The organism is Streptomyces sp. NPDC020489, from assembly GCF_044386545.1.
Taxonomy (GTDB): domain Bacteria; phylum Actinomycetota; class Actinomycetes; order Streptomycetales; family Streptomycetaceae; genus Streptomyces.
The window spans coordinates 73,870-94,882 of the sequence record NZ_JBIRUZ010000002.1; the positions used below are offsets into that span (position 1 = coordinate 73,870).

The following is a 21,013-nucleotide window of genomic DNA, read 5'->3' on the forward strand; positions in this document are numbered from 1 at the left end:
GGTGCGCGTCTCGGATCGGAACGTGTACGGCTGCCTGTCGGTGATCGGCAGCGGCCTGGCCGGAGTCGCTGCCGCGTGCGAGGACCCTGAGCTGTGCAAGGGGGTCAGACTGGAGTCGGCCGGGCACGCGGAGCTCGTGGCCATCGCCGAAGGGGCCGAGCGGTACGCCAGTATGGCGCCGTTCGACGAGGAGCCGATCTGGGCGCGCGCGGTGGACCTGGCCGGGGAATGCCTGGAGCCGCACCGGTATCCCCGCTGTTCGGCCGGGGAATACGCCCACGAGAAGGCGCCCCTGGCCCCGTTCGACGAAGAGGCGGATGTCAGATGGGTCCGCGGCCTGGACCTGATCAAGGGCGAGCCGCTCTGGGTACCCGCCGTCATGGTCAACTACGCCTTGGCCCCCGCTGTCCCCGCCGAACGGTTCTGCAATCGGATCTCGACCGGGCACGCGGTGCACACCGATCCCGTGGAGGCCGTCCTGCGCGCGGCGTTCGAGGTGATCGAGCGCGACAGCGTGGCGGTCACCTGGTTGCAGCGGCTGCCCCTTCGTCCGGTCGCCGAGGACGAGTTCACCGAAGAAACGCGAGAGCTGATCGCCTGGTTCGAGGGCCGGTTCATGGAACCGGTTCTGCTCGACGCCACCTCGGAGCTGGGTGTGCCCACGGTCTACTGCCTGATCGCGGCCGACCATGACCCCCGTGCCTCCAGATTCGTGACGGCCAGTGCGGGACGGTCCCTGGCGGGGGCCGCCGAGAGCGCCCTGCTCGAAGCGATGAACCTCGGTGATCTGATCCACGCCGGCGAGGCAGCGGACAGCATCGAGGAAATCACGGGGAACGTGGTGGACTCCGCCCGGTTCATGGCCGTCGGCAGCAGATCGCACGCCTTCGACTTTCTGCTCGAAGGTCAGGGCAGAAGCGCTTCCCGCTCGGCGGCCCCGATGCTTCCCGAGGACCCCGTGGAAGCGTTGGACGTCCTCGTCGACCGGCTTTCCCAGGCCGGGATGCAGGTCGCGGTCGTCGACCGGACCACCCAGGACGTAAGAGAAGCGGGCCTCACCGCCGTGACCGTCGTGATTCCTGATCTCCAACCGATGAGCGTCGACCCGCGGGCCCAGTTCAGAGGGCACAGCAGGCTCTTCACGGCGCCGAAGCACATGGGCCACAGAGTCCTGCCGGAAGAGGAGTTGAACCCATGGCCACAGCCGTTCGCCTGAGCACGGTCGCGCTGTTCTCCGTCGGTGACTTCGGTCACCGGGTGAACGACGTCGTCGCCTCCGCCCTGCCCGCCTCGCACAACGTCCCAACCTCCGAGCTGGACGAGGCCTTCGCGGGGCGACCCGACATCGTGGTCGCCGCCCTGTGGCGTGCGGACCACGCCGTGTGCGAGCGCGCCGATCGTCTGGCTCACGACACGGGCGTGGCGTGGCTTCCCGTGGTCCAGGACCATGCGGTGCTCCGGGTAGGTCCCCTGGTCCTCCCGGGCGCGGGCCCCTGCTTCCGCTGCTTCGACCGGCGGAAGCAGCAGCATGACGCGCACGGGAACAGCAGCAGTGTCGTACGCGCCGCCTACGAGCGCGACCCGAAGCTGGGACCGGCCGGCCATTTGCCCTTCCACGTCAGAGTGGCCGGGGGCCTGGCCGTCGACCAGCTACAGCGGCCGGCCGCCGGGCACGTCGTCACCGTGCGGCTGCCCGACCTGTCGCTCTCCCGCGACCGGGTGGTGTCCGAACACGCTTGCCGCCGCTGCCGCGAGACGCCGCCGCGGCTGGACGTGCGGGCGCTGCTTCCCGAACGATTCACGAAGAGGAACCATGGCTGATCGCGTGGTGTACCACCGCAAGCTCATCCCCGGCATCATGGCTCTCCCCGCGGACGGAAGGCTCGTCATCGCGGGCACTCCGCGTCGGCAGGTGCTCCGTGGCAAGACCGCGACGCAGGTCGTTCCGCGCATCCTTCCGCTCCTCGACGGCACCCGGACGGAGGAGGAGATCGTGCGTGAACTCGGGGCGCCGCGAGGTCAGTTCGACCGGGTCGTCGCCGCACTCGACAGCTGCGGGTTGCTGGAGCCAGCCGCCGGTACGCCCGCCCTGGACGCGCTGCCGGACGAAGTCGTCGCGCACTACGGACGGTTCAGGGACGGCAGGGTGTACGCGGGCGTCGGCGAGATGGCCGACGTACTGGGCGCGGCACGCGTGTGCGTAGTCGCCGAGGACGATCTGGCCGACAGGATGGTGCAGGATCTCCTCCGCAGCGGCGTGTCCGAGGTCCGGCGAGTCCCGTGGCCCCTCAGCAGCGACGACGGGACCGGGCACGAGCCCCCGGCGTGGCAGGACCACGACCTGGTTGTCGTCGTGGAGACACCCGAAGGCATCCGCTTCATCAGCGAGGATGTCCGGTCTCTCACCGGCAGCGGGGTCCCCGTGCTCCCTTTCACCGTCACGCAGGACCACATCGAGGCAGGCCCCTGGCTGTATCCCGGCTACGGAACCTGCGCCGACTGCCTCGCCCGGAGCCGACGGGACATGGGCTGGGACGGGCCGGCCGGGGCGCCGTCCGCGGCCGTGCGCGAACTGGCCGCGGGTCTGGCCTGCGCCGAGGTCGTGTCCCGGATCCTGGGCGCGCCGGGCAGCAGACTCGTGAACCAGGTCTTGCGCATTTCGCTCCCGGACCTCACCGCCGAGCGCTACCTCGTCGTCCCCTACCCCGCCTGCCCTGACTGCGGGTTCGGTTCACCGGAGCAGGACACGCCGGAGGCGGCGGAGCTGGCGCTCCGCAACGAATGGCTCACCCGGCTGGCACCCGCGTTTCTCCAGGACAGACAACCCTTCAGCAGGGAGGAGGATGCGCGCAACAGAGCGCTGCCGGCCGAACGCCCCCGCTTCACGACCCATCCCTCGCGACCACTCCCCTCGGCCGAGCACACCGTGCACGGCGTGCTCGGAGAGGATGCGCCGGATCGTCCGGCCGCCCTCGAGGACGAGGCGTTCCTGTCCCAGCTGTTGCGACGGGTGGGCGGCCGACGACGGGACTGCGACGGGGATCCGATGCAGCGCTGGACGCCCACCGGCGGAAACCTGGGCTCCGTCGAGCTGTACGTGCTGCACGAGCCCGGCTTTCCCGGGCTGCCGGGAACGCTGTTCCGCTACGACGACCTGGCGCACGCACTGATCGCGGTACGCCCGGACGCCGTCCCGGCGGCACAACTGCTGGCAGGCACCGATCTTGCGGCGGACGGGACGCCGGCGACGGTGATCGTGCTCGTCGCCGCTCTCGGGCGGGCCGCCGTCAAGTACTCCCACGCACACCGCCTCGTCCATCTCGACGCGGGATGCGCCCGAACCCAGCTCGACGCCACCGCCACGGGGCTGGGCAGGCAGACAACCTGGGCGGAGTGCTGGGACGAGCGACCCGCCCAGGTCCTCCGTCTCCACGACGAGGACCAGATCGTCACCGGTGCGGCACTGCTGCACCGGGCCCATCGAGGAATCGGAGCCGACACATGCCTCTGATCGCGGACGACGCGCACCGCGGCCGCGTCGACGAGCTGATACGGACGAGAGCCGCCGTACCCGCGGGGATGGGCCGCCGCCCGCCTGCCGTTCTCGCCGCCGGGACGGGCCGTCTCCTGCCGCTCGAAGAGGTGCAGCGAGGACGGCGGTCCGTACGCGAGTTCTCCGGGGAGCACCTGCCCTCCTGGCTCGTGGACGCGGTGCTGGCTCGTGCCGTCACGGCGGCACCCCAGGCGACGGACCGGGGGATCTCGATGTTCGTCGCCGCCCGTCGAGTCTCCAAAACGGCCCCGGCGCTCTACGCGTGGGGCGACAGCGAGCCGCTCGGGGACATACCCGTCGACTGCGTTGAGGACTACGTTGACGCCCCCGTGCTGCTCTTCCTCTGCGCCGCGGTCGGGCAAGCGCCGGCCCGTGCGTACGGAGGGCTACTCACCTACGCGGGCGCACTCGGCCAGGCCGTCTGGCTGGCCGCGCGAACCCATGGACTCGACTGTTCCGTCTACGGACTGCCGCACTACCGGGTGAACGCCGCCCTGCAGCGACGGGACCGGCGCTTGTGCCACCTCTTCACGGTCGCCCTCGGCCGAGGGACGGACGGACAGCCGGCCGGGGGTGTCGGCGGATGAGCGCGAGCGACACACAGCCCGGTGACGACCAGGACGTGTACCGGTCCTCGACCGCGTCGGAGGTCATGCGATTCCTCGGATCACGACTCCGCCCCTGGCGGTGGCAGACCGCCGCCATCCTGCTCATGGTGGTGCTCCGGGTGACGCTCGGCGCGGCCGGCCCGATCTGCGTCATCATCCTCGTGGACACCGCACTACCGCGTCAGGACACCGGTCTGCTCTTCGCACTCTGTGCGGTCCTGCTCGTAAGCGCCGCCCTGACCAGTGCGCTCAGCGTCGGCGAGGCGGCCCTCTCGAGCTGGCTGAGCCAGCGACTGGTGGCGGATCTGCGCAAGGAGGTGTTCGACAAGACCCAGGGCCGACCGCTCGGCTTCTTCACCGGCCATGCGCCGAGCGAACTCCAGACCCGGCTCGTCAGTGACCTGAACGGGGTCGACCGTTTCATCAGCCAGACCCTGCGATCGGCGGTCGCCGCGTTCACGAGCGGGCTCACCGCTGCGGCCGTGATGGTGTACGTGTCGTGGCCGCTGGCGTTGATCTCCCTGAGCCTGACCGTCCTGCTGGCGCTGCTGAACAACCAGTTCGCCGCAGTGCGCAGGGGTCTCGCCCGCGAACGACAGCAGAGGCTCACCGAGTTGACGGGGAAGGTGGCCGACACCCTGTCCCTTCATGGCGTCATCCTCGGGCGGACGCTGGCCGGATCCGAGCGTCAGCGCGGCCAGTACCTGGAGATCTGCGAGGACATTCGCAAGGTCACCGTGCGGCAACGTGTCGTAGGCGCACGGACGCAGACGTTCATCGGGTTCTGCTTCAGTGCCATCCCACCGATCATCTACCTGTTGAGCGGAACGCTGCTGCAGGACCTCTCCGTCGGCATGGTGATGGCTCTCGTCCTGCTGCAGATGCGGCTCGCGGACCCGATGATGACGCTGCTGTCGCTGAGCGCCGGCATCCAGTCCTCGATGGCCATGTTCGACCGGGTCATGGAGTACACCGGGCTGCCTTGCCCCACCCCTGTCTCCACGACGAAGGCGGTCGCACCGGCGGTCGGACTCGAAGCCCTCGAACTGCACCACCGGTACCCCGGCGCCGACCGCCCCGCCCTCGACTCCGTCGACCTCGACATCGAGCCCGGAACGGTGAACATCATTCTGGGGGCGACCGGGTCGGGGAAGAGCACCCTGGCCATGGTGCTGGCCGGGCTCATCGACGCCGGGTCCGGAACCCTCTCGCTCGGCGGGACCCCGGTGCCGGCACGGGCTCTTCCCGAACATGTCACGCTCGTCCCGCAGCACACCACCTTCTTCAGCGGCTCGATCAGGGAGAACCTCGCATTCGCCCGCGAGACCGTGTCGGAGCCGGAGATGGCGGAGGCCCTCCGTGCGGCGTGCCTCGAGGACCTGGTCGACAGGCTGCCGCTCGGACTCGACACCCGGATCGGCCAGGGCGGGTACCGGCTCTCGGGCGGCGAACGGCAGCGCCTGTCCATCGCGCGGGCACTGCTGTGCGGAGGACGCGTTCTGATTCTCGACGAGGCCACCAGCGCCCTGGACGGCCTGACGGCCCAGCGCGTCATGGACAGGCTGCGCACCGTACGGGACGACCGGACGCTGGTGGTGATCTGCCATCGCATTCCCCGGCTCGACCCCACCGACCGCGTCGTGGTCATGGACGCCGGCCGGATCGCCGAACAGGGGTCTGCGGACGAGCTGGTCACCCGCGCCGGGGCCTATGCGGCCCTGGTCGAAGCCCAGAACGTGAAGACCCCCATGGAAGGCGCACCCGCATGAGCCGGACCTCCGCAGTCCCGCTGCCGAACCTGGGCACCGGCCTGGGATACCGGCCCGAACTCCACGACCGGATCATGGAGCACCGGGCGGACATCGCCTGGCTGGAGGTGATCACCGACTTCTACCTCGACGCACCGGCCGCGCAGCGCGAACTGCGCGCTCTGGCCGAGGTTTTCCCGATCGTGCCACACAGTCTGGAGCTGTCGATCGGTTCGACGGACGAGGTGGACCCTGATTACCTGCGAGCGGTGGCGGAGGTGGCCGACTGCGTGGACGCCCCCTGGGTCAGCGACCATCTCTGCTTCACCCGCGAGGCGGGCGTCCACCTCGGCAATCTGACGCCAGTGGTCCGCACGCGGAAGCACGCGCGGCGGATCGCGCAGAAGGCACAGCACGTTCAGGACATCCTCGGACGCCCGTTCCTGCTGGAAAACATCGCCTCGTACGTGGATCCGAGCGGCGAGCTGAGCGAAGCCGAGATGCTCCGGGAGATCCTGGAACACTGCGACTGCGGGCTGCTGCTCGACCTGAGCAACGTGGACATCAACGCACGCAACTTCGGCTTCGACCCGTACGAGTTCCTCGACGCCGTGCCGTTGGACCGGGTGGTCCAGATCCACGTGGCCGGCAGCACGCCCGCGGACCGGGACGGGTGGATGGAGCTGGATCGGCACGACGCCCCCGTGAACGACCAGGTGCTGGCCCTGCTGGCGTACGTGCGCGACCGGGCGGACCTCAAGGGCGTCCTGCTGGAGCGCGACGAGAACTTCCCGGAGGACTTCGCGGAGATCCTGGCCGAGCTGCGCCGTACGTCCGCAGTGTGGGCGGCGGGAGCGACGCGGTGAGTGCGGCGGGCGTGCAGACGCTGCTCGCGCACCTCCTGACGGACGGCGCGGCCCGCGAGGAGGCCGCCGCGGCGCCGGAGGAGTATGCCCGTCGCTTCGGTGTGCCCGTGGAGGAGGTGCGCCGGCTCTGCCGGGACGACGCACCCCGGCTGCACCTGACCGCCGTGCTGACCCGGTGGAAGCGCCTCACCAATGCGGAGGGCGCCCTGCCGGGCACGATGCGGCTCTGCCGCCGGGTGCGGGACGACGACACCATCCTGACGCGGGTCCTGGCGTCCGCCGACATGACGACGCCGCGAGGCATCGTGCGGACCGCGCACCGCCTCGGCGCACTCGCCGCCGAGACCGCCGCCGACGCGGACCGCCGGCTGGTGGCCGACGTCGTGCGCTACGAGGCTCTCGGTTTCGAGATCCGCAGCCGCCCCCGTTCCGCCGTGCCGGGCTCCCCGCGTGGTCCGCTCCTCGGAGGGGGCGCGGTCCTGGCGGAGTTCGGCTGTCCAGTGGCGGAGGTGCGCCGCAGGCTCATCGCGGGAGCGCCGTTCGATGAACTGCGGGACGTACCGACTCGTTTCGTGCTGCTCCCCGGGGCGGGCGGCGGCATCAGACCGATGCAGGTCTCCGCAGGCGTGTACGCGCTGCTCACCGCATGCGACGGCACGACAGCAGTCACCGCTCTCGCGGAGCGTCTCGGGTACTCCGTGGAGGCGGTGGACCGTGCCCTGCACGGCCTGCGGGCCAAAGGGGTGGAGATCGGCGGGTGAGCAGCCGGACACCGGCCATGCGGGTTCCATGCGAGATCCGAGCGCCCGAGAACCACAGTGGTCGCCGACCGATCATCGAGGCGACGGGGAACCACATGAACGTGCAACTTCTGGGCTGCGTCGAGACACACACCCCGGACCGCAGGGCGATCCGTGTCCCGGGCGGCGCCGGGCTGCTTCTGGCGGTGCTGGCCTGGACCCCCGGACGGTTCGTGCCTGACGAGGTGGCCATCGACCGGGTCTGGCAGGAGCGAGCGGAGCCGAAGAACCCGCGGGACTCGCTGTACATCGTCGCCACGAGGCTGCGCAAGGCGCTCGGTTCCTGGGGGGAGCACGTGATTCGCAGGGGCGGAGGGTACTTCCTGGAAGTGGGCGAAGAGCGCGTCGACGTCGCCAGATTCCGGGCGCTGGTGCGGCGGGCTGAGGAGAGCACCCGTCTCGGCTCCGACGAGCGTGCGACGTTCCTGTACGACGAGGCGCTGGCACTGTGGCGCGGGGAGCCGCTCTCCGACGTCCGCACCGGCTGGGCTGACACGGTGCGGGTCGCGCTGCGCCACGAGTACCGGGAGGCTCTGGCCGGTGCCCTCCAGGTGGCGCTCCGTTCGGGCCGCGCGGCGGACCATGTGCCCGCGCTGTACCGGTGCGTGGCCGAGGACCCGTTCGACGAGCGGTTGACCGGACTGCTGATGCTGGCGCTCGCCCACGGGGGCTGCCAGAGCGAGGCCCTCGGGCTCTACCGGCAGCTGCGCGATCGCATCGTCAACGCTCTCGGCTGCGAACCCGGAGCCGAACTGCGCCGTCTGCACGAACGGCTGCTGTGCGGGGAGGAGGCCGCCCGGGACCTCGCCTACGCGTCCGTGCCGGCGAAGTAGTCCGCCGGATCCCGGACCGTGCGCGACCGGCCGGCCACCGCGGGTTCCGGGACATCCACGCGCCAGGCGTCCGTTGGGGCGGGCGCCTGGTCGGCCGCCGCGCGCCAGGAGACGGCGGAGCGGTGTGTCGGCGGCGTGCCGACCTGGTCGAACAGATCCCGCGCCTCCCCGCGGGCGGCTCCGGCCGGGGCCTCCCGACCGGCCGCTTCCAGCGCCTCGGCGAGGCCGAGGCAGGCGCGCGCGAGCCACAGAGACTGCCCGGTGCCCCGTGCGAGCGCCGTCGCCTGCTCGGCCGCGCGGATCGCCGCCGCAGCGTCGCCGCGCGCCAACAACAGCGCGGACAAGGCACCGTGCAGCCGGGGCAGGCTGAGCACGTCGGTTCCCTCCGCGAGGCGGACGGCGCGCTCCAGCAAGGACAGCGCCTCGTCGATGTCGCCCTGGGCCCCGAGTAGCGTGGCCCGGGTGAAGAGCAGTCCGACGGCGCCCGAAGGGTACCCAGCCGCGTCGGTCAGGTCCCCGGCCCGGTCGAGCAGGCGGCACGCCTCGTCACGGAGCCCGGCGCGCAGCGCGAGGTGGCCCAGTTCGACGAGGCAGTCGACCTGGCAGTTGCGGTTCTCCGCAAGGCGGGCGGTCGCCAGGGCGTCCGTGAGCGTCAGCCGTGCCGCCCGGTCCCGGCCCGCGTCGGCGTGCACTCGACCCAGGGCCTCCAGGGTCAGCGCCTCCGCGTAAGGGAAATCAGATTCCCGCGCCAGCAGCAGCGATTCGCGCAGGAGCGGCAGGGCCGCGTCGAGCCGGCCCTCGCTCTGCCGGATCCGGGCCAGCGACACGAGGGCGACCGAACGCAGATGCCACTGCTTCGTCGTCATGTCGAGCGCGCTGGTCGCCGCCGAGTCGGCCTCGCCGAGGCGGCCGAGCGCGATGTTCAGCGAGGCCATGTTCATCATCATGACCGCCTCGCTGGCCGTGTCACCGAGCGAGCGGTAGAGCGCGATCGCCTGCTCGTAACAGGGCAGGGCCTCCCGCGGCCGGCCCAGCACCTTCAGGGAGACTCCCTTTCCCTGGAGACTGATGGCCTCTCCGTGCGTCCACCGCGCGCGCCGGGCGGCCGCGGTGGCACGCTCGTACTCGGCCATCGCCTCGCGCAGTTCGCCGTTGCGCCATCTGGCGTGCCCGAGCGAAAGGGACATGCAGGCCTGCCCGATCTCGTCGCCGGACCGTTCGGCCGCGCTCCGCGCCACGCTGGCCAGCCGTGTCCAGTCCGCGAGCGGGCGCCCGTGGTGGAACAGGTCCTGCAGGGCGTCCACCAAGCGCCAGGCGTAGTGGGCCGGACCGTGCTCGGCCGCGTGGTGGACGGCCGCCGCGAGGTCGTCCCATTCGGCCCCGAACCAAGCGGCGGCCTCCTCCCGGGTGCCGAACTCCCGGGGCCCGGCCCCCGCGATCTGCGGTAGTTCCAGCCGGGGCAGGTAGTAGCCGGAGATCCGCGCCGCGGCGACGACGCTGTGCAGATAGTGGGCAAGGATGCGCTCCAGGGCGGCCTTTCTGCTCTCTTCGTCGTCCTCCTGGCGCGCCCGCGCCCCGGCGTACTCGTGCACGAGGTCGTGCCAGGACCAACGTCCGCCGCCCTGGTCCTGGACCAGGTGCACGCCTTCGGCGCGTCGCAGCAGCTCCCTGGCGTGCCCCGCGTCGATGCCGACCGCCGCTCCGGCGGCCGCCGCGGACCGGCCTGTGCCCGGCAGCAGGCCGAGCGCGCGGAAGATTCGCCGGGGCTCGTCGGCGAGGCTGTTGTACGAGAGGTCGAGCGCCGCCCGGACGGCCACGCCGGCGTCGTGGTCCGCGTGCAGTCGAGCGAGCCGTCCGATGCCGGTGAGCTCGTCGACATAGGCACCGAGCTCACCGGGACGTCCGCTGTCGAGCCAGGAGCGGGCGATACAGAGGGCAAGGGGCAGCCCGTCGCAGAGGTCCACGAGGCGGCGGGCGGCCTCCGGTTCCGCGGCCACCGCCTCCGCCGCAGCCGCCGATCCCAGCAGCCGCAGCGCATCGGGCGCTTCGAGCAGACCGCAGGTGATCCTGCGGGCCCCGGCCAGAGTGACCAGGGCGCCCAGTTTGCTCCGGCTGGTCACCACCGCCAGGGAACCGGCGGACGTGGGCAGCAGGGGCGTCACATAGGAGGGGTCCGCCACGTCGTCGAGGACGACGAGGACACGACGGCCGGCCAGCTGAGTGCGATAGAGGGCGGTCTGCGCGGCCAGCCCGAGGGGAATGTCCCGGGGAGCGCAGCCGAGTCCTTGCAGCAGCACCGGAAGGGCTTCCTCCGGCGTCATGGGTTCGGCGTCGTCGAAGCCTCGCATGTCCAGGAACAGCTGGCCGTCCGGGAACTGGGGAGCGGTGCGGCCGGTCCAGTGGAGCGCCAGGGCGCTCTTGCCGATCCCGGCCGGACCGACGATCAGGACGAGAGGCTCCCCTTCGCGCCGGTAGGTCTCCAGCCGTTCCAGCTCGGCTTCCCGGGCGACGAAGTGCCGAGGCGGCGTGGGAAGTTGCCGGGGTATGACACGCTCCGCGGGCCCGGCGGGCGCGGTCACCTCCTGCAAGCGGTCATCCGCGCCCAGCAGGCTGAGGTGCAGGGCTTTGAGTTCGGCGGAGGGCTCGACCCCGAGTTCGTCCACCGTCCTGCGGCGCAGTGCCGCGTAGACGTCGAGAGCCTCGGCCACGCGACCGTCACGCTGGAGCGCGCGCATGAGCAGGGCGTGCGGGCGTTCGCGCAGCGGATGCTCCGCGGTGATCCGGAGGAGCCGGGCGACGGCCTGCCGATGCTCCCCCTCCTCGATCTCGGCCGAGGCCGCACCTTCCAGGGCGCCGAGCCTCAGCTCCTCCAATCGGCGGCGCTCCACGGCCGCGGCGACCGTGGACAGGTCCGATATCGGATCCCCGCGCCACAGCGCGAGGGCGTCACGGTAGGAAGCTGCCGCGGCGGCCCAGTCCCGACGCGCTTCAGCGTCGTTGCCGCGCCGCACCGACTCCTCGAACCCGGACACGTCGACGCCGTCGCTGCCGACGCACAGAGCGTAGCCGGGGCTCCTGGTCGTGAGCACCGTCCGGCCCGCATCGTCGAGCGCGCGCCGCACCTCGGTGACCAGGGCCCGCACACGAGCGGCGCCGGACTGAGGGGGCCGGTCCTCCCAGAGCTGGTCGACGATCCGGTCGACCGAGACCGTGCGACCGGCATCGAGCAGCAGGAGGGTGCATAACGCACGTTGACGTGCGGTCAGTTCGACGATCCGTCCGTCGACCACTGCCTCGAACGGTCCGAGGAGCCGGAAGCGAACGCCATCGGAGATCATTCGCCGGAACGTAGACCAGCGGTCTACGAATCGTCAATGGACGACGGTCTGTGCACCCTCCGTGGTCAGGTGCGCTTTCCGGCCGCCTTGCGCGCCAGCGCCCGCACGCGTGGCCCGTGGCTCCCCCACCACATGCGCGCCCACAGCACCTGCAGGGCCACGAGGAGCGAGAGCGTCACCGCGCTGTCGAGCCACAAGACCATGTCTTCTGGGCTCGTCAGCCGGGTCGCCGACCGCCTCAGCAGGGGCACTGTGACGTCGAGGAGCACGCGCAGGCCGAAGTAGACGCAGACCGCGGAGCCCACGGAGGCGAAGAGGGCGTACGCCCGGACGACGGACCGTTCGGCGGGACGGAGGGCGCGCAGCGGATCGTCCCCCAGCCTGCGACCCGCGCGCCTCGCGAGGTGACGCAGGTAGCGACCGGCGTCGCCGTACAGGTCGCGGCAGCCGGATAGGTCCTGGAGCACGAAGTAGACGTCCGTCCGCATGAAGATCATGCACTGGTTCGCGAAGGAGAGCACCAGCGTCATCACGATCACGTCCATCAGGAACGACCGCGCCCCGAGTCCCATGGCCAGCAGGCAGGCGCCGCAGATCACCCCGTTGCAGGCGAGACCCGCCAGGTAGACGGTCAGGCGCTCCCGCCGTCCCTTCAACCAGATGCCGGAGGCCTCGGTCTGGGCCACGAGGAACTGCAGCCGGGTGCCGAGCCGGACGCGGGCCGAGACGCCCGCGGCCCGCGCGGTCAGCAGGTGCGCGAGTTCGTGGAGGGCGATCAGACACCAGGTGACAGCCGACTGCACGAGCAGGTTCACCGAACCGTACGGGGACCACAGCAGTCCGCCGAAGGACGGCAGCGGCCGGCTGCTGAGCAGGAGCACGGCCGCTCCCAGCACCGGTACGGTCAGCGCCGCGGCATGCACGGCTGGGTGCAGCGTCCAGCGGAAGCGTCCGCCGTCGAGCCAGGGGTGTGGCTGCTGAAGAGGTGCGGCCGGGTAGGAGCGGTCCCCGACGGTGGCCACGAGGCCGGCTGCGGTGAGCCCTTCCACGAACGAGCCGACGTCGATCAGTCGCCCGGTGTCCGCACGCAGCCGTTCCTGCGTCTCACCGACGGTGTGGCCGGCCTCCAGCAGCCGCAGCGCGTCCACGCCGACCGGCGGCAGGGCGACGATCCGGTCGTGGCCCTGGCGCCCCACGATCCACTCGTCGCGGTCCTGGCGGAACTCCAGCGCGTGAAGCGTGACACGGACCTGCGGGGGTGCCTGTGTACCGGTCACGGGTGGCAGATCCGGCAGTCGGGCCGTGCGGGGTGCCGAACGTACACGAGGTGGTCGGGGGCGATCAGGTTCACCCCGCGCACATATCCCGGGCGGAGCCGGGAGACGCCGGTGATGAGGCCGACGGCTTCGTGCGCAAGGAGGTGGCCGGAGATCCCCGCGGTGCCGGCCAGCACGCCGAGGCCCCCGATGTCGGGCGTCCAGCCGGGCTTGAGCTTCGCCTCCTCACCGGCGCCGACGCATTCGTAGCACGGTCCGTCCGGACCGTACACGCCCACAGTGGTGAGAGGGCCGCTGTACCCGGCGGACACCCACGGTGTCCGGGAGGCGGCGCACACCCGGCTGACCATCTTCGCGATTTGGTCGTTGCGGGGTTCGTCCGCGCACAGCGCGAAGACATCGCAGTCCTCGGCGAGTTCGCGCAAGGCGTCCTCGGTGTCCACCTTGCGCGCGGCCCAGGTGAACTCGGCGGCGGAGTTGACGGACCGCAGGCGCTCGCCGGCTACTTCGGCCTTGAGCCGACCCAGGTCGCCTTCCGTGTAGAGCGCCTGGCGCGTGAGGTTGGACTCCTCGACGACGTCGTGGTCGACCAGATGGATGCGCCCCACACCGGTGGCGGCGAGCGCCCAGGACGCGTGGCTCCCGGTGCCGCCGAGCCCCAGGACCACGACGCGGGCGCTCTTCAGGCGGCGCTGAGGTTCCCAGGAGTCGGTTCCGGGACGCAGGTCCACGCGACGGAAGTACGAGTGGTTCCGGCTGTACCGTTCCCGCTCCTGATCCGACAGCCCTGTCGTGTCGCACGCGGCCACGTCCTCGACGTAGCCGGAACGGAACAGACTGTCCAGCACGACACGCACGCCGTGCTCGCCCAGATCCGGATATGTTCCGAGGAGCGCCCGTGCCACCTCCTCGGCGGGCGTGACGCCGTCCATCCGCGTCAGGGCGTCCCACACCCAGGCGCCAGGATCCCGGATCTCCGCCGCCATTCCGTACACGGCCCCGCCGATCCGGACGGTGCCGTCCGCGAAGCGCTGCGGCGCGTGTTCCGGCTTGACGCGTGGCAACTTCATGCCGCTCCCCTCGGGAAGGGCGTGCCGACGGGCGAGACCGTCGGCACGCGGACCACTACCGCGAGACGGCCTTGTTCTCGATCGTCTCGATCTTGTCCAGCAGCCGGATCTCGATGAACTCGGCCGACTCCGCAGGACTCGTCTCAACTCGCTCGGACGGTGTGTCGAGGGGCCGGGCGTGCTCGTTGCGCTCCATGGTCACTTCCCTTCGCTGGATCGGGTGAGGGTGCGCGGCAATCGTCCGCCCGGCACCTTTCACCGACCTTTCAGTCGGCAGCGCCCCCCGACCCCTGTCCTCCCCGCGGTCCAGCCGAGGACGGGGATGACGTGCGCGCCGCAGGCGTCGAACTGGTCGACGTCGAGGGATTTCTGGTGCCGGAGCTTCTGGTACTCCAGTCACAATCGTTGCCTGAGCTGGTCGGCTTCGTCGTTCTGAGCATGGCGGGGATAAATGAAGCCGCTTTGTGGGCCGAGGAGTTGGAGTCCGTCTTCGCGCGGGTTACGGGCCGCTTCTCGAGGGTGGATCTGCGATGGCGGATGCGGGACTACACGCGTGGTCTGTTGGCACCGGTGGAACGGAAGAACGGCTGGCAACTCGCTGAGTACGCAGGTCACCGTGGACCGGCCCGCTTCCAGCATCTCCTGAATGGTGCCTCCTGGGAGGCTGACGCGGTCCGGGGCAACCTGCGGCAGTACGTCGCCGAGCGGCTCGGCAATCCTGACGGTGTCCTGATCATCGATTTCTGTGACTGGTGGCCTGCGGACGATGTGGACAGCCGGTGCAACGCATCGGGGCATGCCGCTGGTCGACGGGCACGGTCTCCGTAGCGTCCGCGGTGAAGCCGACGCCGACGCGGAAGAGGTCGGCTCAGCTCATCCAGCGCGCTGGGTCGTCTCCCCGGCCTGAGCAGGCAGGGCAGGCAGAGGGACCGTGCAGGAGGCGCAGCGTCGGGCCTGGGCGGGTACGGGGCTGAGGCATTCGGGACAGTCCCGTTTGGGGGCCTGGACGTCCTGGTGCGGGGCCAGGCGTTCGTGGAGCTTGTTGATCGGGAGCACGACCAGGAAGTACAGGGCGCTGGCGAGCAGGAGAAAGCTGATCGCCGCGTTGACGAACGCGCCGTAGGGGAATTCGATGGCGCCCACGGTGAAGGTCTTACGGCTCATGTCGCCGGTGGCACCGGTGGCCAGCCCGACCAGCGGTGTCAAAAAGGCACTGACGAAGCCGTTCACCACAGCGGTGAACGCTGCCCCGATGACGATGCCCACGGCCAGGTCGACCACGTTGCCGCGCAGGATGAAGCTGCGAAAGCCCTTCACCTTCTCACTCCTCCTCACTCCTCGAAGGCTCTGACGTCGACGGGCGGCCCCGAAACAGCGCGGCCAGCCCACTTCCATCGCCTCGCATGCCCTGCCACCCCTCCCCCATGCCGCGCTCCGCCGCCCGGCGCAGTGATGTCAAGCACGCCACCACGACCGGTGGCTCAGCCCGGGCCGCACCCCGGAGCAGGGGTTGGTTCGCATACCGCCCTCTCGGGCGGACCCAGGAGGTGGGGGCGTCTTCGCCACCGTGCACCGTGAGTTGGGATCACCAGCCGGCAGGAGTCGGGCCGCCGGGCGCAGAAAGCGTCTGGTGAGCGTGAGGGCAGGGCGTGGCAGAGGATCGCCCCAACGGATCCCTGCAAGGTCGATCTCACCAAGTCGCGCCTTGGTGAGATCGGCGTCAGGGATTTCCGGTGAACTCCGCCGCCGCGTGCCCCTCGGTCACCGGGGTCTTCTCGGAAGGCCAGGTCAGTCCGGGACTCCGGTGGCCTGGAGGCGGCGCAGGGCCAGGATCAGGTTGCCGCTGCCGAACGTCGCGAGCGCGGCGACGCCGCACAGGGTCGCCGCGACACCGGCCCGGTCCAGCACGGCGCCCGCGACCAGGAATCCCAGCGGCCCGGCCAGGGTGCTGATCGTGACCACGGCCTGCAACACCTTGGGCCCGAAGCCGTCCGGCAGCCGGGCGGAGAGCAGGCCCATCAGCGGCGCGTTCGCCAAGGGCCCGGCGGCCGATGACAGACCGACGGCGACGACGAGCACGCCGGCCGGCACGGGCACCAGGAGCGCCCACAGGGGCAGAGCGACGCAGACCAGGGCCGTACAGGCGAGTCGTACGGGGGCGATGCGTGCCGCCAGCACATAGGCGGCCACCGAGCCCACCAGGCCACCGGCGCCATGGGCGCCGATCAGCAGGCCGCCGATCCTGGCGTCCCCCTCGAACCGGGTGAACGCCAGCACCGGCATGGTGATCATCAGGGTTCGCAGCATCAGCCCGAACACCACGGTGGACAGCATCGCCCGGCTCAGGAACCAGTCGTCGCGCAGATGCCGCACCCCCGCCCACAGGCCGCGGGGCCCGGCCGCGGACCCTTTGGCCCCGCCACCCCCTGCCGGGACACGGCACAGAAGCAGCAACCCGGAGAAGGCGAACGAGGCCACGTCCAGCCACACCACCGATGTGGTCCCCACCAGCGGGATCAGCGCGCCCGCGAGCGCCGGTCCGACGAACGCCGAACCGTTCTGCACACCTGCCAGCGCGCTGTTGGCGCGGGCCAGAGAGCGGACGTGCGGGCTCAGCAGTTCCATCGCCAACACCCGCTGTGCCGCGTGGTACGGAACGGCCAGCGCCCCCAGCGCCACGACGATCGCCACGAGCACGGCCAGATTGAGCGCGCCCAGGGTCTGCAACAGCGGGATCAGCGCCACCACCGGAGCGCGGGCGAGATCGGAGACGACCATGGTCCGGCGGGCGCCAAGGCGCTGAATGACCTCCCCGCCCGCGAAGCCGAGCAACGCCATGGGCAGCACCTGGGCCGCGAAGACCACGCCCGCCCGGGTGGCCGAACCGGTGGTCTCCAGCACCAGCCACGGCAGCACGAGCATGGTCATCTGAGTGCCCAACGCCGTCACCGCGCCCGCGACATAGACCGCCGTCAGCGCACGGCTCGGCCTGCCACCGGCTGTGCCGTTCGGCGCTCCGCCGGGCGGGACGGGGGCTGCGCCGGGCCGGGTCACCGCGAACGTCATCGCATCGCCCCTTTCTCCTCGGTGGGTCCGGACCATGTGGTCGCCCCCGCACCCTGTCGCCCGCCCACCGTCCGGTGCCAGGGAAGGACCGGCAGTGGCTCACAGCCGGTGGTGCTGCGCTTTCTTCCCTGCCACGCCGCCCGCCCGTCCGGCAGTGTGATGGCCGTCGGAGCCCACCACAGCCAAGACAACCGGCGGCACAAGCGGACACCAACGAAGGGAGGGACGGCGATGAGCGGCAGTATCGGAACGGCGGTGCACGTCCCGTCCTTCGCCGCCCGCGACGGACAGCGAGCGGTCGAGACGCGGTATGTGGACGGTCTCCCGCAGATCGTGGCCTGGGATCTGACGACAGGTCAGCGCCGCCAGGCGACCACCGCACCGCTGGGTGTGGAGACCGCCGCCATCGAGCCGGACGGCCACGGCCTGTGGTGGTTCGACGCCGCTCCCGGCGGTCAAGGCCGCTGGCTGCGCGGGCCGTTCGAGGGCGGGCACCCGCGCCCGGCGCTCGACGGCGTACCCGCCGGGCGGATGCACGGCCTGGCCTTCGACCCCCGCAGCGGTCTCGCTGCCGTCGGCGTCGGGGTCGCGGACCGCTCGCGGTTCTACCTCGGCCGGCCGGGCGAGCGTGCCCGCCTGGTGGCCGAGGAGCCCGGCTATGCGGCAGTGGTGGGCCTGGCCCCAGGCGGTCGGCTGCTGGCCACCGCGGGGTACGCGGCCGGACCGGCCGCGGTCCGGCTGTGGTCACCGGCCTCCGGCGCCCTCGTGGACGCCATCCCCGGCACAGCGGGGGACGGCGACGACGGCGCGGTGTGGGCGCTGGGCTTCCGCCCGGACCTCACCACCGCACGGCCGGAACTCACCACCACACGGCCGGAACTGCTGCTCGTCCTCGAACGCGCGGGCCGTTACACCCTGGCCTTCTGGCGGCAGGGCGACGGCATCCGTACACACGGTCCCGGCTCCGACCTCGACTTCGATACGGAGATCACCGCCTGCTGGTACGGGCCCGGCCGCACGGCGCTGGTCCAGCAGGACCGGGCGGGCCGCAGCCGCCTGCTCCGCGCCGACCTCGACTGCGGCACGACGACGGTGCTTCCCACGCCCGAGGGCACGATCATCGACTTCTCCTGCGCACCCGACCGCACGGTCCACTGCCTGTGGAGCCGCGACGGCGAACCGCCCCGGCCACTGATCTGCCACCCGGAAAGCGCGGAAGGCTCGGAAAGTGCGGGGCACCGGGAACCCCTCGACCGTCCCGACCGCTCCGGCCACTTCGGCCGCTCCATGACGGCGTCACGCGGCACGGCGCCCGGCGGAACGACCGGATCCTCGCGCCGCGAGCTGTGGACGCGTCGGCCGTACGGGCAGATTCACAGCTTTGTGGCCACCCCGCCCGGCCGCAGGGAGGGCCACCGCTCCTGGCCGACGGTCTTCCTCGTCCACGGCGGGCCCCACACCCACGACCGGGACGCCTATGACGCGCGGACCGAGGACCTGGTGCGGGCCGGATTCGCCGTGGTGCGCACCAACTACCGCGGCTCGACGGGCTACGGCCCCCGCTGGCGGGACGACTTCGGCCACCGGGTCGGCCTCGCTCAGCTCGAAGACCTCGCCGCGGTGCGCGGCCACCTCATCGACGCGGGAGTCTCGGAGCCGGGCCGTATCGGCCTGTGCGGCTACTCCTGGGGCGGCTATCTGACGCTGCTGGCGATGGGCGTCCAGCCCCGGCTGTGGGACGTGGGGCTGGCCGTCGCCCCGGTGGCCGACTACACGGCGGCGTACCGGGCGACGACGCCGGCGCTGCGGGAGGTCGACGACCGCCTCTTCGGCGGCACCCCCGAGCAGGTGCCCCACCGCTATCGAGCGGCTTGCCCGATGACCTATGTGGGCCACGTACGCGGCCCGCTCTTCCTCGCCGCCTCGGCGGACGACGAGAAGTGCCCGCCGGAACAGATCGAGCGCTATCTCGCCGCGCTGCGGCGCCGCGGCGTCCCGCATCGCGTCCGGTGGCTCGGCGGCGGGCACGACGTGAGCCGTGACCCAGCCGGATACGCCGCCGCCTGGGCCGCCATGGTGCGCTACGCCGACGACACGCTGCGCCCCTCCCCCAGAACCGCCGACCGCCGCGACAGCGTGCGGACCGGCTCGCACCACCCCGTCCACCACACCGAAAAGACCGAAGAAAGGGCAACCCCATGAAGCGTCACGGACTGCGCGTCGACCCCATCAGCGCCACCGAGCGCGAGCGCGGGCTCATCATTCATCCGGACACCACGGCCACCCTGGACAAGGCGGTCCCGGTCCGGCCGAACGGCCCGGCGCGGGCCTGCACCACCCGCACGAAGAAGAACACGGAGAAGAAGTCGCCTCTGCAGTGAGCCCAAGCAGCGCCGTAGCGGGGTGCCACGCCCGGCACCCCGCTACGGCGCCGGCCGTGCCGGTGAGGACAGGAAAACACACATGACCACAGCTACGGCAGCGACGACAGCACCCCGGACGAACAGTCCCCGGCCGCAGAAGCACCGGCCGTACAAGCCCGAGACGACGACGCAACCGCGCCAGAACCCGCCGACGTTCCTCAGCGACCCGTACCCGACCCTGGCCAGGATGCGGCAATCGGCCCCGGTCTCCGTGCTGCACAGCGACGGCGGCCTGCGGCTGTGGATCATCCCGCGCTACGCCGATGTCCGGGCCGCGCTCTTCGACCGCCGCCTCGCGCAGGATGTGCGGCGCGCCCAGGCCCTGGCCGACAGCCAGGTCGAGGGCGTCAACCTGGGCACCGACATCACCCATATGCTCAGCAGCGATCCGCCCGACCACACCCGCCTGCGCCGCGTGGTCCAGGCGGCGTTCAGCCGCAAGCGGGTCGAGGCGATGCGGCCGATGGTCGAGCGCATCACCCTCGAACTCCTCGACGGGCTGGACGCGGCAGCCGCGCACCACACGACCCGCACCACCACCGCCACGGTGGACCTGATACGTGACTTCGCCTTCCCGCTGCCGATCCTCGTCGTCTGCGAACTGCTCGGCTTCCCGCCCGAGGACCGCGACCTCTACCGGAAGTGGTCGACCGTCATCGTCACCCAGGAGGGCGACCACGCGGCGTTCCAGCGAGCCGTCCAGGAGATGGGCTCGTACGTCCTGGCCATCGCCGACCGGCGTATCCGCCGCAATGACCGTCCCGCCGATCTGCTCACCGAACTGCTGGCGGCCCGCGAGCGCGGGGAGCTGACGGACGACGAGATCGTGGGCATGGTCGCCCTGCTGCTGATCGGCGGGCATGAGACCACCGTGAACCTGCTGGGCACCTCCTGCCTCGCGCTGCTGCGCGATCCCGGCCAGGCCGCCTGGCTGCGCGCCGATCTCACCCGGATGCCCGGGGCCGTCGAGGAGTTCCTGCGCTACGACTCCCCCATCTGCATGGCCACCACCCGCTTCACCACCGAACCGGTGGACGTCGGCGGGGTGGAGATCCCACAGGACGAGTTCGTGCTGCTGTCCCTCGGCGCGGCCAACCGCGACCCGGCACGCTTCAAAGACCCTGACCGCCTCATCCTCGACCGCCAGGACGCCGGCCACCTCGCCTTCGGCGGCGGCATCCACCGCTGCCTCGGCGCCCTGCTCGGCAAGCTGGAGACCGAGATCGCACTCACCGCGCTCCTCACCCGCTTCCCCGCAATGACCCTGGCCTGCCACGAGCGCGACCTGCGCTGGCGCAACACGATGATGCTGCGCGGCTTGGAGGCGCTGCCCCTCACCCTGCGCCGCTGATCCCCGCACTGCCCCGGCAGGCCTCACCGCGTTCTGCGTTGCGGTCCGCCGCCTCGGTGGCGTGCTCGTGGAAGCCCGAG

At 71.4% G+C, this 21,013-nt stretch carries 18 protein-coding genes; 12 read left to right on the plus strand and 6 right to left on the minus strand.

Annotated features, from left to right (window positions below):
• The first annotated feature begins 1 nt into the window (after window position 1).
• The 8 genes from ACH41F_RS04490 to ACH41F_RS04525 all read left to right on the plus strand — a co-directional run bounded on the left by ACH41F_RS04490 (window position 2) and on the right by ACH41F_RS04525 (window position 8,408).
• On the plus strand, window positions 2-1,216 hold the full coding sequence (locus tag ACH41F_RS04490; RefSeq protein WP_398832877.1) for a YcaO-like family protein: 1,215 nt from the start codon (window positions 2-4) through the stop codon (window positions 1,214-1,216).
• Window positions 1,195-1,821, plus strand: coding sequence for a TOMM precursor leader peptide-binding protein (locus ACH41F_RS04495; RefSeq protein ID WP_391237344.1), 627 nt, complete (start codon window positions 1,195-1,197; stop codon window positions 1,819-1,821). Before ACH41F_RS04490 ends, ACH41F_RS04495 begins: the two co-directional genes overlap by 22 nt.
• Window positions 1,814-3,511: a TOMM precursor leader peptide-binding protein gene (locus ACH41F_RS04500; protein WP_398832879.1), complete on the plus strand. Its 1,698-nt coding sequence runs from the start codon at window positions 1,814-1,816 to the stop codon at window positions 3,509-3,511. The genes ACH41F_RS04495 and ACH41F_RS04500 overlap by 8 nt, the downstream gene beginning before the upstream one ends.
• Window positions 3,502-4,140 carry a nitroreductase family protein gene (locus tag ACH41F_RS04505; RefSeq protein ID WP_398832882.1) on the plus strand — a complete coding sequence of 213 codons (639 nt, stop codon included), beginning with the start codon at window positions 3,502-3,504 and terminating at the stop codon, window positions 4,138-4,140. Before ACH41F_RS04500 ends, ACH41F_RS04505 begins: the two co-directional genes overlap by 10 nt.
• Window positions 4,137-5,930, plus strand: coding sequence for an ABC transporter ATP-binding protein (locus tag ACH41F_RS04510; RefSeq protein ID WP_398832884.1), 1,794 nt, complete (start codon window positions 4,137-4,139; stop codon window positions 5,928-5,930). Before ACH41F_RS04505 ends, ACH41F_RS04510 begins: the two co-directional genes overlap by 4 nt.
• Entirely contained in the window at window positions 5,927-6,775 is an 849-nt protein-coding gene (locus ACH41F_RS04515; protein WP_391237356.1) for a DUF692 family multinuclear iron-containing protein, read from the plus strand. The genes ACH41F_RS04510 and ACH41F_RS04515 overlap by 4 nt, the downstream gene beginning before the upstream one ends.
• Complete coding sequence (locus ACH41F_RS04520; RefSeq protein ID WP_398832888.1) at window positions 6,772-7,536, plus strand: hypothetical protein; 765 nt, start codon at window positions 6,772-6,774, stop codon at window positions 7,534-7,536. The genes ACH41F_RS04515 and ACH41F_RS04520 overlap by 4 nt, the downstream gene beginning before the upstream one ends.
• A 95-nt stretch (window positions 7,537-7,631) precedes the next feature.
• Window positions 7,632-8,408, plus strand: a complete 777-nt coding sequence (locus ACH41F_RS04525; RefSeq protein ID WP_398832890.1) for a BTAD domain-containing putative transcriptional regulator — start codon at window positions 7,632-7,634, stop codon at window positions 8,406-8,408.
• Here ACH41F_RS04525 and ACH41F_RS04530 read toward each other — a convergent pair.
• The 4 genes from ACH41F_RS04530 to ACH41F_RS04545 all read right to left on the minus strand — a co-directional run bounded on the left by ACH41F_RS04530 (window position 8,384) and on the right by ACH41F_RS04545 (window position 14,289).
• Window positions 8,384-11,746 (minus strand): AfsR/SARP family transcriptional regulator, encoded by a 3,363-nt coding sequence (locus ACH41F_RS04530; RefSeq protein ID WP_398832893.1) that lies wholly within the window; start codon window positions 11,744-11,746, stop codon window positions 8,384-8,386. The two genes, ACH41F_RS04525 and ACH41F_RS04530, sit on opposite strands and share 25 nt — an antisense overlap.
• A gap of 65 nt (window positions 11,747-11,811) precedes the next feature.
• Window positions 11,812-13,023: a hypothetical protein gene (locus tag ACH41F_RS04535; RefSeq protein ID WP_391237367.1), complete on the minus strand. Its 1,212-nt coding sequence runs from the start codon at window positions 13,021-13,023 to the stop codon at window positions 11,812-11,814.
• Window positions 13,020-14,093, minus strand: coding sequence for a HesA/MoeB/ThiF family protein (locus ACH41F_RS04540; protein ID WP_398832896.1), 1,074 nt, complete (start codon window positions 14,091-14,093; stop codon window positions 13,020-13,022). The genes ACH41F_RS04535 and ACH41F_RS04540 overlap by 4 nt, the downstream gene beginning before the upstream one ends.
• A 55-nt stretch (window positions 14,094-14,148) precedes the next feature.
• Window positions 14,149-14,289 (minus strand): hypothetical protein, encoded by a 141-nt coding sequence (locus ACH41F_RS04545; RefSeq protein ID WP_391237371.1) that lies wholly within the window; start codon window positions 14,287-14,289, stop codon window positions 14,149-14,151.
• Between the two features lie 131 nt (window positions 14,290-14,420).
• On the opposite strand from ACH41F_RS04545, the gene ACH41F_RS04550 reads away from it, so the two are divergent.
• Complete coding sequence (locus tag ACH41F_RS04550) at window positions 14,421-14,921, plus strand: transposase (protein ID WP_398832899.1); 501 nt, start codon at window positions 14,421-14,423, stop codon at window positions 14,919-14,921.
• A 45-nt stretch (window positions 14,922-14,966) separates the two neighbouring features.
• On the opposite strand, the gene mscL is transcribed toward ACH41F_RS04550, so the two are convergent.
• Window positions 14,967-15,410: a large conductance mechanosensitive channel protein MscL gene (mscL, locus tag ACH41F_RS04555; RefSeq protein WP_391237375.1), complete on the minus strand. Its 444-nt coding sequence runs from the start codon at window positions 15,408-15,410 to the stop codon at window positions 14,967-14,969.
• A gap of 471 nt (window positions 15,411-15,881) precedes the next feature.
• On the minus strand, window positions 15,882-17,159 hold the full coding sequence (locus tag ACH41F_RS04560; protein WP_391237377.1) for an MFS transporter: 1,278 nt from the start codon (window positions 17,157-17,159) through the stop codon (window positions 15,882-15,884).
• 231 nt (window positions 17,160-17,390) lie between these two features.
• Between ACH41F_RS04560 and ACH41F_RS04565 the strand changes: the two genes are divergently transcribed.
• From ACH41F_RS04565 to ACH41F_RS04575, 3 genes are all read left to right on the plus strand, one after another.
• Window positions 17,391-19,361, plus strand: coding sequence for a prolyl oligopeptidase family serine peptidase (locus ACH41F_RS04565; RefSeq protein ID WP_398832903.1), 1,971 nt, complete (start codon window positions 17,391-17,393; stop codon window positions 19,359-19,361).
• Entirely contained in the window at window positions 19,358-19,540 is a 183-nt protein-coding gene (locus ACH41F_RS04570) for a hypothetical protein (protein ID WP_391237381.1), read from the plus strand. The genes ACH41F_RS04565 and ACH41F_RS04570 overlap by 4 nt, the downstream gene beginning before the upstream one ends.
• A gap of 82 nt (window positions 19,541-19,622) precedes the next feature.
• Window positions 19,623-20,933 carry a cytochrome P450 gene (locus tag ACH41F_RS04575; protein ID WP_398832907.1) on the plus strand — a complete coding sequence of 437 codons (1,311 nt, stop codon included), beginning with the start codon at window positions 19,623-19,625 and terminating at the stop codon, window positions 20,931-20,933.
• Window positions 20,934-21,013: the final 80 nt, after the last annotated feature.